This is a genomic window from Pseudogulbenkiania sp. FW507-F1, assembly GCF_058781125.1.
In genome coordinates this window covers 110,938-126,153 of record NZ_JBYSWM010000010.1, presented here as the reverse complement: position 1 = coordinate 126,153, position 15,216 = coordinate 110,938, and the positions used below count along the sequence as shown (strand labels likewise).

At 68.1% G+C, this 15,216-nt stretch carries 16 protein-coding genes; 2 read left to right on the top strand and 14 right to left on the bottom strand.

What is annotated here, in order from left to right:
- Window positions 1-14 precede the first annotated feature (14 nt).
- The 14 genes from AC3WG5_RS08875 to AC3WG5_RS08810 form a co-directional block, all read right to left on the bottom strand.
- Window positions 15-941, bottom strand: coding sequence for an alpha/beta hydrolase (locus AC3WG5_RS08875; protein WP_492568439.1), 927 nt, complete (start codon window positions 939-941; stop codon window positions 15-17).
- Between the two features lie 37 nt (window positions 942-978).
- The gene (locus tag AC3WG5_RS08870) at window positions 979-1,560 is read right to left on the bottom strand and encodes a GNAT family N-acetyltransferase (protein ID WP_014085673.1); all 582 of its coding nucleotides are present in this window, start codon (window positions 1,558-1,560) and stop codon (window positions 979-981) included.
- Window positions 1,561-1,842: 282 nt separating this feature from the next.
- Window positions 1,843-2,721: a phosphoribosylaminoimidazolesuccinocarboxamide synthase gene (locus tag AC3WG5_RS08865; RefSeq protein ID WP_492568438.1), complete on the bottom strand. Its 879-nt coding sequence runs from the start codon at window positions 2,719-2,721 to the stop codon at window positions 1,843-1,845.
- 56 nt (window positions 2,722-2,777) lie between these two features.
- On the bottom strand, window positions 2,778-3,908 hold the full coding sequence (locus AC3WG5_RS08860; RefSeq protein ID WP_492568437.1) for a 5-(carboxyamino)imidazole ribonucleotide synthase: 1,131 nt from the start codon (window positions 3,906-3,908) through the stop codon (window positions 2,778-2,780).
- Window positions 3,908-4,396, bottom strand: coding sequence for a 5-(carboxyamino)imidazole ribonucleotide mutase (purE, locus tag AC3WG5_RS08855; protein WP_008954768.1), 489 nt, complete (start codon window positions 4,394-4,396; stop codon window positions 3,908-3,910). Before purE ends, AC3WG5_RS08860 begins: the two co-directional genes overlap by 1 nt.
- A 158-nt stretch (window positions 4,397-4,554) precedes the next feature.
- Window positions 4,555-5,328 (bottom strand): tol-pal system protein YbgF, encoded by a 774-nt coding sequence (ybgF, locus tag AC3WG5_RS08850; RefSeq protein ID WP_492568436.1) that lies wholly within the window; start codon window positions 5,326-5,328, stop codon window positions 4,555-4,557.
- A gap of 166 nt (window positions 5,329-5,494) precedes the next feature.
- Window positions 5,495-6,031, bottom strand: a complete 537-nt coding sequence (pal, locus tag AC3WG5_RS08845) for a peptidoglycan-associated lipoprotein Pal (protein WP_492568435.1) — start codon at window positions 6,029-6,031, stop codon at window positions 5,495-5,497.
- Window positions 6,032-6,157: 126 nt separating this feature from the next.
- A complete protein-coding gene (gene tolB, locus AC3WG5_RS08840; RefSeq protein WP_492568434.1) occupies window positions 6,158-7,444 on the bottom strand; it encodes a Tol-Pal system beta propeller repeat protein TolB in 1,287 nt (428 codons plus the stop codon).
- A gap of 28 nt (window positions 7,445-7,472) precedes the next feature.
- Window positions 7,473-8,435: a cell envelope integrity protein TolA gene (gene tolA, locus AC3WG5_RS08835; RefSeq protein WP_492568433.1), complete on the bottom strand. Its 963-nt coding sequence runs from the start codon at window positions 8,433-8,435 to the stop codon at window positions 7,473-7,475.
- The gene (locus AC3WG5_RS08830) at window positions 8,432-8,800 is read right to left on the bottom strand and encodes a biopolymer transporter ExbD (protein ID WP_232503510.1); all 369 of its coding nucleotides are present in this window, start codon (window positions 8,798-8,800) and stop codon (window positions 8,432-8,434) included. Before AC3WG5_RS08830 ends, tolA begins: the two co-directional genes overlap by 4 nt.
- A gap of 157 nt (window positions 8,801-8,957) precedes the next feature.
- A complete protein-coding gene (locus tag AC3WG5_RS08825; protein WP_492568432.1) occupies window positions 8,958-9,623 on the bottom strand; it encodes a class I SAM-dependent methyltransferase in 666 nt (221 codons plus the stop codon).
- Window positions 9,624-9,692: 69 nt separating this feature from the next.
- Entirely contained in the window at window positions 9,693-9,872 is a 180-nt protein-coding gene (locus AC3WG5_RS08820) for a DUF3460 family protein (protein WP_008954761.1), read from the bottom strand.
- 241 nt (window positions 9,873-10,113) lie between these two features.
- Window positions 10,114-11,637 (bottom strand): diguanylate cyclase domain-containing protein, encoded by a 1,524-nt coding sequence (locus tag AC3WG5_RS08815; RefSeq protein ID WP_492568431.1) that lies wholly within the window; start codon window positions 11,635-11,637, stop codon window positions 10,114-10,116.
- Between the two features lie 241 nt (window positions 11,638-11,878).
- Entirely contained in the window at window positions 11,879-12,301 is a 423-nt protein-coding gene (locus AC3WG5_RS08810) for a hypothetical protein (RefSeq protein WP_492568430.1), read from the bottom strand.
- 143 nt (window positions 12,302-12,444) lie between these two features.
- On the opposite strand from AC3WG5_RS08810, the gene AC3WG5_RS08805 reads away from it, so the two are divergent.
- Both AC3WG5_RS08805 and aspA read left to right on the top strand, forming a co-directional pair.
- Entirely contained in the window at window positions 12,445-13,356 is a 912-nt protein-coding gene (locus AC3WG5_RS08805) for a LysR substrate-binding domain-containing protein (RefSeq protein ID WP_008954758.1), read from the top strand.
- A gap of 372 nt (window positions 13,357-13,728) precedes the next feature.
- Window positions 13,729-15,132, top strand: coding sequence for an aspartate ammonia-lyase (gene aspA / locus AC3WG5_RS08800; protein ID WP_294866097.1), 1,404 nt, complete (start codon window positions 13,729-13,731; stop codon window positions 15,130-15,132).
- Window positions 15,133-15,216: the final 84 nt, after the last annotated feature.

Genomic DNA, 15,216 nt, shown 5'->3' with positions numbered 1-15,216 from the left:
GCCCCGCGGGCGCGCTAGCCGGTCCGTCCGGCCACGCCGACACGCTCCATCCAGGCCAGGATGTCGGTGGTCACCGCCTCGCGGTTGGTCTCGTTGAGCATCTCGTGACGCCCGCCGGGGTAGACCCGCAGCGTGATGTCGTCGAGCCCGGCGCGCCGGTAGCGGCGCGCCAGCTGCCGCAGCGCCCAGTGCCCCAGGCTGACCGGGTCGCGGCTGCCGGTCATCAGCAGCACCGGACAACGCGGCAGGTTGCGGCCGCGCTGCTCCCCGGCCTCCAGCGCGATGATGCCGCCGAACAGGTCCTGCCATAGCGCCGGGGTAAAGTGAAAGCCGCACAAGGGATCGGCCAGGTAGCGATCGACCTCGGCCGCATCGCGGCTCAACCAGTCCACTGCGGTACGCGCCGGCAGAAACGACAGGTTGAAACTGCCGAACACCAGCCGGCTCATGAAGGCGCTCGGCTGCAGCCGTCCCCCCAGCCGGCCCGCCAGGCCGGCGATGCGGCGCATCAGCCGCGCCAGCCAGGCCTGGCGGTAGCCAGTAGCCGACAGCACCAGCCCGGCCAAGCCCTGGCCGTGACGCAGCAGGTAGGCGCGCGACACGAAACTGCCCATGCTGTGGCCGAACAGCAGCAGCGGCACCCCGGGGTGCCGCGCCGCGGCGTGGGCGCGCACCGTATCGACGTCGTCCACCACCTTGTTCCAGCCCTGTTCGGCGGCGAACCAGCCACGCCGCCGCGGCCGCTCGCCATGGCCGCGCTGATCGTGCGCGTACACCGCGTAACCGGCTTCGGCCAAGCTGTCGGCAAAGCGCCGGTAACGGGCCGCGTGCTCTCCCATGCCGTGCACGATCAGCACCACCGCACGCGGCGCCGTGGCGGGCAGCCAGCACCAGCCACGGATCGTTTCGCCGTCGGCGGCGTCGAGGGTAAAGGCTTGCATCGTCCGGGCTCCAGAACGGCAAAGGCGCGCCGCCGGCTCAGGCCAGCATGCGCGCCGGGTCGAAATCGGGGTTGGTCAGCGCCGTCAGCACGTGATCGCGCCAGGCGCCGTCGAGAAACAGGTAGTCCTTGGCATGGCCCTCGACGACGAAGCCGAGGCGGCGCAGCACCGCCGCGCTGCGCACATTGTCCGGCTGGTAATTGGCCTGGATGCGGTGCAGCTGCAGCGTCTCGAAAGCACAGGCGATGACCGCCCGCAGCGCCTCGTGCATCAGCCCGCGCCCCTGCTCAGCCTGGTCCAGGTTGTACCCGAGGTGACAGGCCTGGAAGCTGCCGCGCACGATATTGGACAGGGTTACGGTGCCGGCCACCCGCCCCGGCGTGCCTTCGCGCACCAGCAGGAACGCCGCGCCGCGCCCGTCCTGCCAGTCACGGCAGCGCTGGCGCAGGCGCATGGTCCAGTACAGTTCGCTGTAGAACATGTCTCCGCCACGCGGCTCCCAGCGCGCCAGATGCTCGCGGTTGCGGTGCTGGTAGTCGAGCAGCGCCAACGCCCACGAGGGGTCGGCCGGGATCAACAAGAGGCGGGCGGTGGACAGGGTGGGTTGCAGCACGGTCATCGGGTTTCCGTCAGAAAGCGGCACGCCGTCCAGTATGACAGAGGCCCGGCGCCGGCGGCAGCCGCTACCCCATCATGAAAAACCCGCCTGACGGCGGGTTGGTGTGCATGGGGCGTTTGGCGGCGAGAGGGAGACCCGCGGCAGCAGGCCGGCGCGCCCAAGCAGCTTGCGTGCCGCCGGAACACGGGGACCGGAATGGACACGTCGTCCATGAGGATTCCGCATCGCCGGCAGTCCGCCGGCGCTCAGGAGGCGCAGGCGTAGCCGCCTAATGCAGTAGATTCAGCGCGTCAGACGTTCCAGCGCCTCGCGGTACTTGTCCGCGGTCTTCTCGCGCACCTCCAGCGGCACCGCCGGGGCCGGCGCCTGCTTGTTCCAGCCCGAGGCTTCCAGCCAGTCGCGCACGAACTGCTTGTCGAACGACGGCGGGTTGCTGCCGGCGACATAGCTGTCGGCCGGCCAGAAGCGGCTGGAATCCGGCGTCAGCGCCTCGTCCATCAGCGTCAGCGTGCCGTCCTCGTCCAGGCCGAACTCGAACTTGGTGTCGCAGATGATGATGCCGCGGGTGGCGGCGTAGAACGCGGCCGCCTTGTACAGCGTAATCGCGGTGTCGCGCACCTTCTCGGCCAGCTCGGCGCCGATGATTTCGACGCAGCGCTCGTAGCTGATGTTCTCGTCGTGGTCGCCGACGGCGGCCTTGGTCGACGGGGTGAAGATCGGCTCCGGCAGCTGGCTGGCTTCCTTGAGGCCTTCCGGCAGCTTGATGCCGCACACGGTGCCGGACTGCTGGTATTCCTTCCAGCCGGAACCGGCCAGGTAACCGCGCACCACCGCCTCGATCGGCACCGCCTTCAGGCGCTTGGCCACCACGGCGCGGCCTTCCACCTGCGGCAGGTCTTCCGCGCTCACCACGTCCTCCGGCTTGTCGCCGGTGAGGTGGTTGGGCACCAGGTCCTTGAGGCGTTCGAACCAGAAGTTGGAGATGGCGGTGAGGATCTGGCCCTTGCCCGGGATCGGGTCGTCGAGAATCACGTCGAACGCCGACAGGCGATCGGTGGCGATCATCAGCATGCGCTTGTCGTCGATCTGGTACAGGTCGCGCACCTTGCCCGAGTAGATCTTCTTCAGGCTGGTGAGGTTGGTGGTGGTGATGCCGGTCATGTTGCTTCCTTGAAAACAAGCCGGGCGCCCGTGGCGGGGCGCCCGAAATCCGATGATTACAGCGTATCCTTGAGCGCCTCGGCCTGCTCCAGCGCAGCGTCGGCGCTGGCCGACAGCACGGTGTAGTGGCCCATCTTGCGGCCGGCGCGCGCCTGCTGCTTGCCATAGAGGTGCAGGTGGACGTTGGGCGCCTCGGCCAGCACCGCCCAGTTGGGCTCGCCGCCGTCCTCGCGCCAGCTGTCGCCCAGCAGGTTGACCATCACCGCCGGACTCAGCAGGTCGGTGCGGCCCGGCAGCAGATCGCACATGGCGCGCACCTGCTGCTGGAACTGGTCGGTGAGGCAGGCATCCAGCGTGTAGTGGCCGGAGTTGTGCGGGCGCGGCGCGATCTCGTTGACCACCAGCGTGTCGTCGGCGAGCACGAAGAACTCCACCGCCAGCACACCGACGTAGTCGAGCGCTTCGGCCAACTTCTTGGCCATGCCCTGCGCCTGCGCCGCCAGTTCCGGCGCGATGCGCGCCGGAACAATGGAGACATCGAGGATGCCGCCGGCGTGACGGTTTTCCGCCACCGGGAACACCGCCACCTGCGCCGGCGAGGTGCGGGTGACGATGGCCGAGACCTCGAGCTGGAGGTCGAGCATCTTTTCCAGCACGCAGGCCTGGCCGCCCAAGTCGGCGTAGGCGGCACGCGCCTCGTCGGAGGTCTTCACCCGCACCTGGCCCTTGCCGTCGTAGCCCAGCCGCGCGGTCTTGAGGATGCCCGGCAGGTACGGCGTCAGGTCGGTCTGAATGTCCTCGACCGACTCGATCGCCAGGTAGGGTGCGGTCGGCAGGCCGGCCTTGTTGATCCAGCCCTTCTCGACGATGCGGTCCTGCGCGATCGCCACGCAGTCGCCGGACGGCGACACCCGGGTCTTCTGCGCCAGCGTGCGCATGGCGTCGGCGTTGACGTTCTCGAACTCGGTGGTGACGGCGGCGCAGGTCTCAGCCAGCGTCTTCAGCGCATCCGGATCGTTGTACGGCGAGCACAAATGCACGTCGGCGAAGCGCGCCGCCGGGGCGCTGGCGTCCGGGTCGAGCACGGTCACGCGGTAGCCCATGGTCTTGGCCGCCACGGTGAACATGCTGCCCAGCTGGCCGCCGCCGAGAATGCCCAGCATCGCCGGGGGGAGAATCGCCGCCATTATTCGACCTCCGGCAGCGTCATCGCCAGCACGGTGTCTTCCTGCTTCTTGCGGAAGGCCTTCAGCTTCGCGGCCAGTTCCGGCACGGCATTGGCCAGCATCGCCACCGCGAACAGCGCGGCGTTGGCGGCCCCCGCTTCGCCGATGGCGAAGGTGGCCACCGGGATGCCCTTGGGCATCTGCACGATGGACAGCAGCGAATCCTCGCCGCGCAGGTACTTGGACGGAACCGGCACGCCCAGCACCGGGACGTGGGTCTTGGCGGCCAGCATGCCCGGCAGGTGGGCGGCGCCGCCGGCGCCGGCGATGATCGCCTTGAGCCCGCGCGCTTCGGCGCTGGCGGCGTAGTCGAACAGCAGGTCAGGAGTGCGGTGGGCGGAGACGACGCGGGTTTCGAACGCGACGCCAAAGTCCTTGAGAACGCGGGCGGCGTTCTGCATGACGTCCCAGTCGCTGTTGCTACCCATCACGATACCGACTTCGATCATGGCGGAAGAGCCTGTAAGGTATGGAAAAAACGGGATTTTACCCGAATGCCGCGTCAGGCCGGAACCGTTTTCTCGTTTTCGTCAGAAACCCCGGTTTTGAGTGCGGGCGAGAAAAAGGGGCCGCAGCCCCTGAAAATGCGGATTGACTCGCCCTGGCCTCACATCTGCTTGAGTTGCTCCTTGGCCTTCACCGCCGCGGCGCTCTTCGGATAAAGCTTGATCAGGCGGTGCAGGGTCGCCTTGGCCACGTCGACCTGGCCCAGGTCGCGCTGGCAGTTGGCGATGTTGCGCAAGGCGTCGGGGGCCTTGGGATGATTCGGATTGCGCTCGACGAAACGGCGATGGATGTCGATGGCGGCATCGTACTGGCGCTGCGCGGCGTGCGCGACGCCGAGCCAGTACATGGCGTCGACCGCCTCCACTGCGCCTGGGTTCTGGTCGATGAAGCGCTTCAAGGCCTCGGTGGCGCGCGGAAAGTCGCGGTTGCGCAGCAGGGCGATGGCCTTGTCGTAGTCGGAGCTGGCCGGCGTCGCCGCTGGCGCCGATGAGCTCGGCGCGCTGCTGTCGGTAGCGGACGGAGCCGGCGAGGCCGGCGCGCCGCCTTCCAGCTTGGCGAGGCGGGCGTCCAGGTCGGCATAGAGATCGTTCTGGCGCTTCTGCGTGTTCTGCAGGTTGTAGCCCTGCACTTCCAGCTCGCCGCGCAGGCGCGCCTGCTCGGCCTTGAGGCTTTCCAGCTCGCTGATCATCGCCAGCAGCTTGTCGTTGGACAGCTTGGTTTCGACGTCGGTCAGGCGGGTGTTGGCCTGGCGATTGATCTGGTCGAGCTGGCGCCGGGTATCTTCCAGGCGGCTGCGGGTGTCGTCCAGCTCGGTGGTGGTGGCGCAGCCAGCCAGCAGGGTCAGCAACAGCGCACCGAGGGCAAGCCGTTTCATGATCGTGTTCCTTGAAGGCAATCGGGCCGCTCAGGATACGTCATCCGGAACGGCCCGGGGGGAGCAACGTGGCACCCATTCCAGTATGACGGCCAGGCCATCGCCTGTTGCGCGCCGCGGCGACACTCAGGCCGCCAGGGCTCGCCCGCCAGCTGAATATAGGCGGTTACTCGCCGTCGTAGGCGATGTCGGCGCGACGGTTCTGCGCGTAATCGGCCTCGGTGTTGCCGGTCGCCTTCGGTTTTTCCTTGCCGAAGCTGACGGCTTCCAGCTGGTTTTCCTTGACGCCGATAACCTGCATGGCGTTCTTCACGCTCTCGGCGCGACGCTGGCCCAGGCCCAGGTTGTACTCGCGGCTGCCGCGCGCGTCGGTGTTGCCCTGGATCACCACTTTGCGGGCCGGGTGCGACTTCAGGTACTCGGCGTGGTTGGCCACGGTCTGCTGTTCACTCTGCTTGACGGCGGAGGAGTCGAAGTCGAAGTACACGCTGCGCTTGGACAGCGGGCTGTTCGGATCCTTCAGCGGGTCGACAGCCACGGAGCCCTGGCCGGCGGCGCCGGTGTCGGCCGGCAGGGTGGCGCTCTGACCGGCGCCGGCGCTGCCGTTCACGGTCGGGGCGGCAGTTTCCAGAGGCTTGGTGCTGGAGCAGGCGGCCAGCAGGGCGACGGTGGCGGTACCGATCAGCAGGTGTTTCAGGTTCATGCATTGACTCCTAAGGTATTGGTCAAAGTGGGCAAGCGACTGCGCAACAGGCAATCCGCTAACTGATAGCGGACAGGGAAAACCGTTCAGGGTTCCCCCCGTCATCGCGATATCCGGAAAAAATCCTCAGGGACGGTTGAACGGCCCCCACGCCGGGTCCTGCACGTCGCCGTTGATCACGGCGAGGCGCACCTTGCTGCTGCCGTCCGGAGTGGCGGCGTACAGCACGCTCCGGCCCCCCTCGTCGCTGGCGAACAGCACCATGCGGCTGTTCGGGGCGAAGCTCGGCCGCTCGTTGTAGGCGCCGCTCGACAGCACGCGGTTGTCGCCGCTGGCGAGGTCCTGCACCACGACGCGGAACTGGCCGCCCTGGCGGCGGATGTAGCTCAGGGTGCGGCCGTCCGGCGACACCTTGGGCGAAACGTTGTAGCTGCCGTCCCAGCTCAGGCGGCGCGCGCTGCCGCCGGCCACCGGCTGCACGTAGATCTGCGGGCCGCCGGCGCGGTCGGAGACGAAGTAGAGCTGGCTGCCGTCCGGGCTCCATGCCGGCTCGGTATCGATGGCGTTGCTGTGCGTGACGCGGCGCGCGCCGCCGCCGTTGGCGTCGATCACGTAAATCTGCGAGGTGCCGCTGGTGGTGAGCACCACGGCGAGCTGGTGCCCGTCCGGACTCCACGCCGGCGCGGAGTTGCTGCCCTTGAAGTTGGCGACGATGCGGCGCTGGCCGGTGACGAGGTTCTGCACCCACACCACCGGTTTCTTGGCCTCGAACGAGACGTAGGCGATCTTGCCGCCGTCCGGGCTCCACGCCGGCGAGATGATCGGTTCCCTGGAGCGCAGGATGGTCTGGGCGCCGCGGCCGTCCATGTCGGCCACCTGCAGCAGGTAGTCGCGGCCGGACTTGAGCACGTAGCTGATGCGAGTGTTGAAGATGCCCTTCTGCCCGGTGATCGCCTCGTAGATCATGTCGGCGATGGTGTGCGCCACTTCGCGCGAGCGCTCCGGCGTCACGGTGAATTCGCCCGAGGTCAGCTGCTTCTGCTGGGCGGCGTCGAACAGGCGGAAGCTGATCTTCACCTGGCCGCCCGCCGCCTCGACCTTGCCGATGGCGAGCGATTGGGCACCGGCGCCGCGCCACGCCGGGTAGTTGATCTGCGCCGGCTCGAACGCCGGGTTGGCGGCGCTGGCCGGGTCGACCATGCGGAACGCGCCGGTGAGCAAGAGATCGTTGCGGATGATCGGGGTCAGCGCCTCGCGCACCTGCGTGGTTTCGTTCTGGAACGGCAGCACGGCGATGGCGTGGCGGTTGGCGCCGCCGCCGACGATCTCGATGGTCATGTCGGCGCGGGCGGCGCCGGCGGCAGCCAGGCACAGCAGCAACATTGCTCGGATCAGCGTTTTGACGATGGGCATCGGCTTCCTCAGTGGTGCGATGGGGGTCTCAATGGGGGCGGAATTCCAGCTTGAGCTGGCGGAAATCGGTAAAGCTGGCGCCGGCCGGCAGCGACGGGAAGACCTTGGCCTCCCAGATCGCACGCTGCACCGCCTCGTCGTAGGCGGAGTTGCCGCTCGACGCCAGCAGGCGCACCGCGCGTACCTCCAGCGACGGCAGCAGCGTCACCTGCACCACGGCCTTGGGGTTGCCCGACAGCTCGGGCGGAACCTGCACCAGCGGCTTCACCTTGGCCTGGACCTTGCTGGCGTAGCCGTCCAGGTTGAGCGACGTGCCGTTGGCCGAACCGCCGACCACGCCGGTTTTCTGACCGGCCTGGTCGCTGCGCGCGTTGCCCTTCCTGGTGGTGTTGCTGCTGCCAAGATCGGCCAGCAGGTCGTCGGCTTCCGGGTTGTAGCGCGGCGCCGCCTTGCTGCCCTTGCCCGGCGGCAGCGCCGCCGCCTTCTTCTCGGCATGCTTGTCGGGCACGCTGTCGGCCTTGGCGGTTTTCACGGGCGGGGCCTTCTCGACCGGCTTGGCTGCCGGCTGCGGCTTGGCCTGCTTCACCACCTCCGGCTTGGCTTCGCGCTTCGGTTCGGGTTTCGGCTCCGGCTTGGGTGCGGGTTTCGGCTCCGGCTTGGGTTCCGGCTTGGGTTCCGGCTTCTTCACCGGCGGCAGCGGCTTGCGTTTCTCGCCGAGATTGACCTCGGCGCGCGGCGGCTCGACCGGCGCCGGCGCGACCTTGGGGGGAGCCGGCTGCGGGCGGGTCGCAGGTTGCGGCACAGCCACGCTCGGCGCCTGCGGCGGAGGCGGCGGCGCGCTACTCCACAGTTCGACGGCGACCGGGGCGTCTTGCGGCTTGTCGTTCGAACTCAGCCCGCCCAGCACCAGCAGCAACACCACCGTGGCGTGCAGCAGCAGCGACAGGACGACCGGCCACGGTGAATTGCGTTGTTCGGCCACGGCGATCATTTGCCCTGTTTCACCGTCAGCGCCACACGCTTGATGCCGGCCTTGTGCAGGTCGTCGGCGATCTCCACCACCTCGGCGTACTTCAGGTCGCGGTCGGCGGTGATGGCGACCGGGCGCTCGGTGGCGTTGAGTTCGTGCAAGCGCGCGATCAGCTCGTCCTTGCCGGCCAACGGCGTTTCCTTGCCGTCGGCCTTGAGCTGCATCGTTTTGTCGGCCTCGACGATCACCTCCAGCGGCTGCTCGTTGAGCGCGGCGGCGTGCGACACGCTCGGCACGTCGATCACGCCGGGGGTGAACAGCGGCGTGGTGACCATGAAAATCACCAGCAATACCAGCATCACGTCGATGTAAGGCACGACGTTCATCTGGTTCATCTGGCGGCGGGGGCGTCGATTGAGCATGGCAGCGTAGCGAATAACGGCGTCTGGCCGGATGATACCATCGCGGCCGCAGGGGTTTGATGACAGAAACGGTAAAGACCGGCCCGCACGGCGGAAAGTTCAGCCGGGGAGCCGATCGGCATTACAAGCGGGTGGCCAGCGTCAGGCCGTCGCCCACCGGCAGTACCGCGAGCCGGATGCGGGGGTCGTGCTTCAGGCCGGCGTTGAAGGCGTGCATGATGTGCACCCCGGGCGGGTCTTCCGGGCGCGGTGAAACCACGCGGCCGCTGAGGAAGATGTTGTCGATGGCGATCACCCCGCCCGGCCGCACCAGCTTCAGGCACGCCTCGAAGTAGTCCGGGTAGGCCGGCTTGTCGGCGTCGATGAAGGCCAGGTCGAAGCTGCCGGCGCGGCCTTCGGCCAACAGCGCCTCCAGCGTCGCCAGCGCCGGCTGCAGCACCAGCCGGATGCGTTCGGCCACGCCGGCCTTCTGCCAGTACTCGCGGGCGATGGCGGTAAAGGTGTCGCTGACGTCGCAAGCCACCACCTCGCCGTCGTCCGGCATCGCCAGCGCCACCGCCAGCGCGCTGTAGCCGGTGAACACCCCGATCTCCAGGTAGCGCCGCGCGCCGATCAGCTGCGCCAGCCAGGCCATGAACTGGCCCTGCTCCGGGGCGATCTGCATCTTGGCCAGGCGATGGCCGGCGGTGAAGGCGCGCAGCTCGGCCATCACCGGGTGTTCGGTGACGCCGATCTCCATCAGGTAGTCGTGCAGGGGCGTATCGAGTGGTACGGTGCGGCTGGTCATGTCAGGAACGGCATCTAGACGGCAAAACGCCCGTGAACACGGGCGTAGCGGGGAACGACCGGGACAGGCTCACTCCGGCTGGTAGACGTAGGGCTTCTGCGGCACACGCGCCTCTTTCCAGCGGCGCTGGTCGTCGAGATCGACCTTGCGGTCCCACCAGGTCAGGCGCAGCTCACGGCGCTCGCTGTCCACTTGCGGGTTCTTATCGAGAAATTGGGTCATGAAATCGGTGAATTCGGACTGGTACATGCGGGCTTTCCTCGGATCGTTGGCGGGCATTGTACTGCAAAAACCGGCCTGTGGATAAGTGTCTGTTCCATATAGACGGCTACGCCTTCCCATCGTGAGCGCCGACGGCCGGCGGCGGAGAGCGCGGCGCAGCGAAGCGACATCCTCAGGCACCCATGCCGACTCTGTGCGCCGGCGGCACGCAGCCGGCCTGAGCTCGTCAGCCTGCGGGAGCGGGCGCCGGCGCCGCTCGTTGGCAGCGCTAACGCTCCGCCGCCCGTTGCTTGGCGCTGTACATGGTGCGGTCCGCCACCGCGAGCAGCCCCTCGATCGCGTCGCCGTCGTCCGGATAAAACGCGGTGCCGATGCTGACGCCCAGCGTCACCGTGCCGTCATCAATCTCATACGGCTCCTGCAGGGCCAGCTGCAGCCGTTCGAGCACCTGCGCCACGTCGGCATCGGCGTCGACGTCCTCGAGCAGCACCACGAACTCGTCCCCGCCCAGCCGCGCCACGGTGTCCTCGCCGCGTAGCACCTCGTTGAGACGCGCCGCGATCAGCTGCAGCACACGGTCGCCGGCAGCGTGGCCGTAGGTATCGTTGACCGGCTTGAAGCGGTCCATGTCGAGCAGCAGCAGCGCCAGACGCTTGCCGTTGCGCCGTACCCGGCGGATGGCGTGCTGCAACCGGTCCTCGAACAGGTTGCGGTTGGCCAGCCCGGTCAGGGCGTCGTGGTTGGCGAGATGGAACAGCTCCTGCTCCCGCGCGACCCGGTCGACATGGCAGCGCAGCAGGTTGTTGACGCCGAACAACAGCACCGCCAGCAGCACCAGCGCCAATAGCGCCATGACCAGCCACTCGAACAGCCCGATCTGCACCCAGCCCAGCTGCCAGCTGACCTTGAGCATCAGGCTCGGGGTCGAACCTCCGGTGCTGCGGCTCAACTCCAGGCTCGGAAACAGCAGCGTCTCGAATGGCCCCCGCGCCACGCGGCCGGTATCGAGGAAGCGCCCTTGCGGGTCCTGCTGGCCGTAGCGCTGATGCCACAGTTGCACCCGCATCCCGGAGGGGAGATTCAGGGGCCGCGGCAGCAGATCGTCGACGCGCAGCACCAGCGCCACGAACTGGCGATCGGGCAACAGCGCCGGCGCCGGCTGCAGCACGAACTCGTCGGCAGGGCGGATGATCAGGTAGCCCAGCCGGCCGTCGCCCAGCGCGAACGGACGCGACAACGCCGGCAGCTCGCGCCGCTGCGACTGGCGCAGGGCGTCGTAGAGGAAATCGACGCGGCTGACGTCCATGCCCAAGGCCGGCGAAAACGGTGGCGGCAACACGCCAGCCGGCACCATCGATACCACCGGGTAATAGCCGCCGCCCTCCAGCGTGTAGCGCGGCGGCTGGCGTCCCGGGTCGTAGCCGTGGATGGCGACGGGGCGCCCGCGGCGGGCGCTCAACTCGCGCTCGAAGGCGGCACGTTCGTCCTTGTTCACGCGCCGCACGCGCAGCCCCAGCACGATCGCGCGATGGCGCTTGAACTGGCGCAACAGCAGGCTGTGCTCGGTCAACTCCCCGTGATGCTGGCCAAAGGTAGAGAAGCCGGCGTAACTGTCGAGCTGCGCCTCGGTGGCGTTCAGGCGCTGCGCGATGTCCTCGGCGAGCCGTCCGGTGGCGCGCTCCAATTCGCTTTCGGCCTGATGAACGGCACGGCTGGCGAACGCCACCCCGATCAGTGCGCACAGCACCAACCAGAGTAGCAAGGCAGCCGGATACAACCATTTCATCTTCATCGTGTTGCCAACAAGAGAACGGGGCAGAGTCGGAAAACAGGGGAACGGCAGGCGGGAAAACCATAGGGCTCCCCGTGGGAAGCCCTGTTCAGAACGCCGCGGACCGTCCCGCGAGCGCCGACATGCTACCGGACTCCCCGGGCGCCGTCACGGCTTCCAACACGCAAACGGCACCGCTAAAGACAACGACATGACCAGGCAGGCACATTGCCTGCACGTCATGAAAACGCGCCCGGCCGGGTCAGGCGCCGTCGGTACAGCGGCTCACCAGCCCGCGCCACTTTGCCGAGACCACGGTGCCGTTTTCATCCAGATTGGCCTCGGTGTGGCGGCCATCCGGCGTCAACTCGATGCTCAGGCCGCGCTTGCCGGAATACGGATTGACCAGAGTCAGCACGATGCCGCCATCGGCGCGGGTCTGCCGCGTCAGGTAATTGGCGGGGATACCCCATTTCTGCGCCCCGCCCTGGATGCAGTCGGCCGCCGCGGCAAGGCGCGGCGCGGGGGCGGTACTCGGTGCCGGTGGCACGGCGGCGGCCTGGGCGGCGGGCGCCGGGGCCGGACTGGCGGCACGCCTGCCACCCGCCGTCTGGGGCGTGGCGCAGGCGGCAAGCGTCAGCGCCAGCACGACGGCGCAGAGACGGGTCAAGCGGGGTGGATTCATGGCGCACTCCTGTGGAACCGGTTCACGATCTTGCTCCGCGCAAGCGGACAACAGGCAACAGACCGCCACGCGCACCAATCGTTCATCACGGTGCTACCATGCACCCCGTTCTTTCCCACCGCCCCGGACGCTGGAGCACGAGCATGGAAACACGATGGCTGGAGGATTTTCTGGTGCTGGCGGAAACCGCCAGCTTCACCCGTTCGGCACAGGCGCGCCACCTGACCCAGCCGGCGTTCTCGCGCCGCATCCGCGCCCTGGAAGGCTGGATCGGCACCGAGCTGATCGACCGCACCTCGTACCCGACGCGGCTCACGCCGGCCGGCGAGGTGTTCCGCGAACACGCCGCCGCCATGCTCAACCAGATCCACGCCACCCGGGCACTGCTGCAGGGCATGCGCCCGCTGCCGGAAGACACGCTGGAGTTCGCCGTCCCCCACACGCTGTCGTTCTCGTTCTTCCCCAAGTGGCTGAGCCGGGTGGAACAGGGCTTCGGCCAACTGTCGTGCCGGCTGCAGGCGAGCAACGTGCACGACGCGCTGCTGGCCTTCGTCGAAGGCGGCAGCGACCTCCTGATGTGCTACCACCATCCCAAGCAGCCGGTGGAACTGGAAGACGGCCGCTACCTCGGCCTCCGGCTCGGCGTGGAACGGCTGCGCCCCTACGCCCGCGCCGACCGCCAGCGCCAGCCGCGCTTCGCCCTGCCCGGCAGCGCGGCCGCCCCCGTGCCCTTCCTCGGCTACGCCGCCAGCGCCTACTTCCGGCTGATGACCGAGCAGATCCTGGCCGATGCGCCGGAACCCTGCCATCTGCACCTGCGCTATGAGACCGACATGGCCGAGGGGCTGAAGAACATGGTGCTGGAGGGGCACGGCGTGGCGTTCCTGCCACAAAGCGCGGTGGCGCGCGAAGTGCGCTACGGCCAGCTCGCCCCGGCCGCCGACGAGCGCTGGGGGGTGGACATGGAACTGCGCCTCTATCGCAGCAAGAAGCGCAACCGGCCGGTGCTGGAAGCGTTCTGGCAGTACCTCGCCACCGAATACCCGGCGATCTGAGAGCGGGCGCACCAGCCACAACCCAACACCTTGCCCAAACGGCAGCTGTCGGCAGGAATTCGCGTCGCAAGAGTGAAGCGCAGCGCCCCCATCGCCGGCGGGCTCCGACACTGACGGAGCAAGGCAGCACCGCGCTCACAAGGCCATGGTGTCTCCACCCATCCGGCGCACTGCCGCCGCCTCACCGACGAGCCCCGGGCAGGCCACCCCCTGCCCTGCGCCGTTATCCCCCCAGCGCCAGTATCCGGGCCGCCGCCGGCCAGGTTATGCAAAAAAAGCATGACGCGATCGGCATTCGGAATTGGCCAGCCGGCACCGCCCTCGCCTACAGTGCGCCCTGTCCCTTACCACAACACGACAACGACAAAACCCATGACTACTCGTAGCGAACACGACCTGCTCGGCGACCGCGACGTACCCGCCGATGCTTACTGGGGCGTGCATACCCTGCGCGCCATCGAGAACTTCCCGATCACCGGCCAGACCATCGCCGGCTACGCCAACCTGATCGCGGCGCTGGCCGCGATCAAGCAGGCCGCCGCACTGAGCAACCGCGAGCTGGGCCTCTTGGACGCCCCGCGCGCCGACGCCATCGTCGCCGCCTGCGAGGAAATCCGCGCCGGCAAGCTGCACGAGCAGTTCGTGGTGGACGTGATCCAGGGCGGCGCCGGCACCTCGACCAACATGAACGCCAACGAGGTGATCGCCAACCGTGCGCTGGAGCTGATGGGCCACGCCAAGGGCGAGTACCGCCACCTGCACCCCAACGAGCATGTCAACCTGTGCCAGAGCACCAACGACGTCTACCCGACCTCGCTGCGTCTGGCCACCTACTGGGGCGTGCAGCAGCTGCTGGCCGCGATGGCCGAGCTGCGTGAATCGTTCGCCGCCAAGGCCGAGGAGTTCGGCGACGTGCTGAAGATGGGCCGCACCCAGCTGCAGGACGCGGTACCGATGACGCTGGGCCAGGAATTCCAGACCTACGCGGTGATGCTGGGCGAGGACGAGCTGCGCCTGCAGGAAGCCTCGCGCCTGATGCTGGAGATCAACCTCGGCGCCACCGCCATCGGCACCGGCATCTGCGCCCACCCGGAATACGTCCCCCTGGTGTGCCGCCAGCTGTCGGCGCTGACCGGCCTGGAGCTGATCACCTCGCCCAACCTGATCGAAGCCACCCAGGATTGCGGCGCCTTCGTGCAGCTCTCGGGCGTGCTCAAGCGCGTCGCGGTCAAGCTCTCCAAGACCTGCAACGACTTGCGCCTGCTGTCGTCCGGCCCGCGCGCCGGCTTGGGCGAAATCAACCTGCCGGCACGCCAGGCCGGCTCGTCGATCATGCCGGGCAAGGTCAACCCGGTGATCCCGGAAGTGGTGACCCAGGTCGCCTACGAAGTGATCGGCAACGACCTCACCGTGACCATGGCGGCCGAAGCCGGCCAGCTGCAATTGAACGCCTTCGAGCCGGTGATCGCCTATAGCCTGTTCCGCAGCGTGAACCACCTGACCCAGGCCTGCCGCACGCTGTCCGACAACTGCGTCAAGGGCATCACCGCCAACCGCGACTTCCTGCGCAGCCAGGTGGAAAACTCAATCGGCCTGGTCACCGCGCTCAACCCCTACATCGGCTACGCCGCGGCCACCGAAGTGGCGGCCGAAGCGCACGCCAGCGGCGGCGGCGTCTACGACATCGTGCTGAAACGCGGCCTGATGAGCCGCGACCAGCTCGACGCCGTGCTCAATCCGGCCGCGCTGACCCAACCGCGCTGGGTCACGCTGTAACCGACATCTCCTTGGATGGAGTGTGAAGCGACCTGCCTCCATGGCAGAACTTGCAGGGTTGCCCTCCGGGGCAACCCTTTTTTT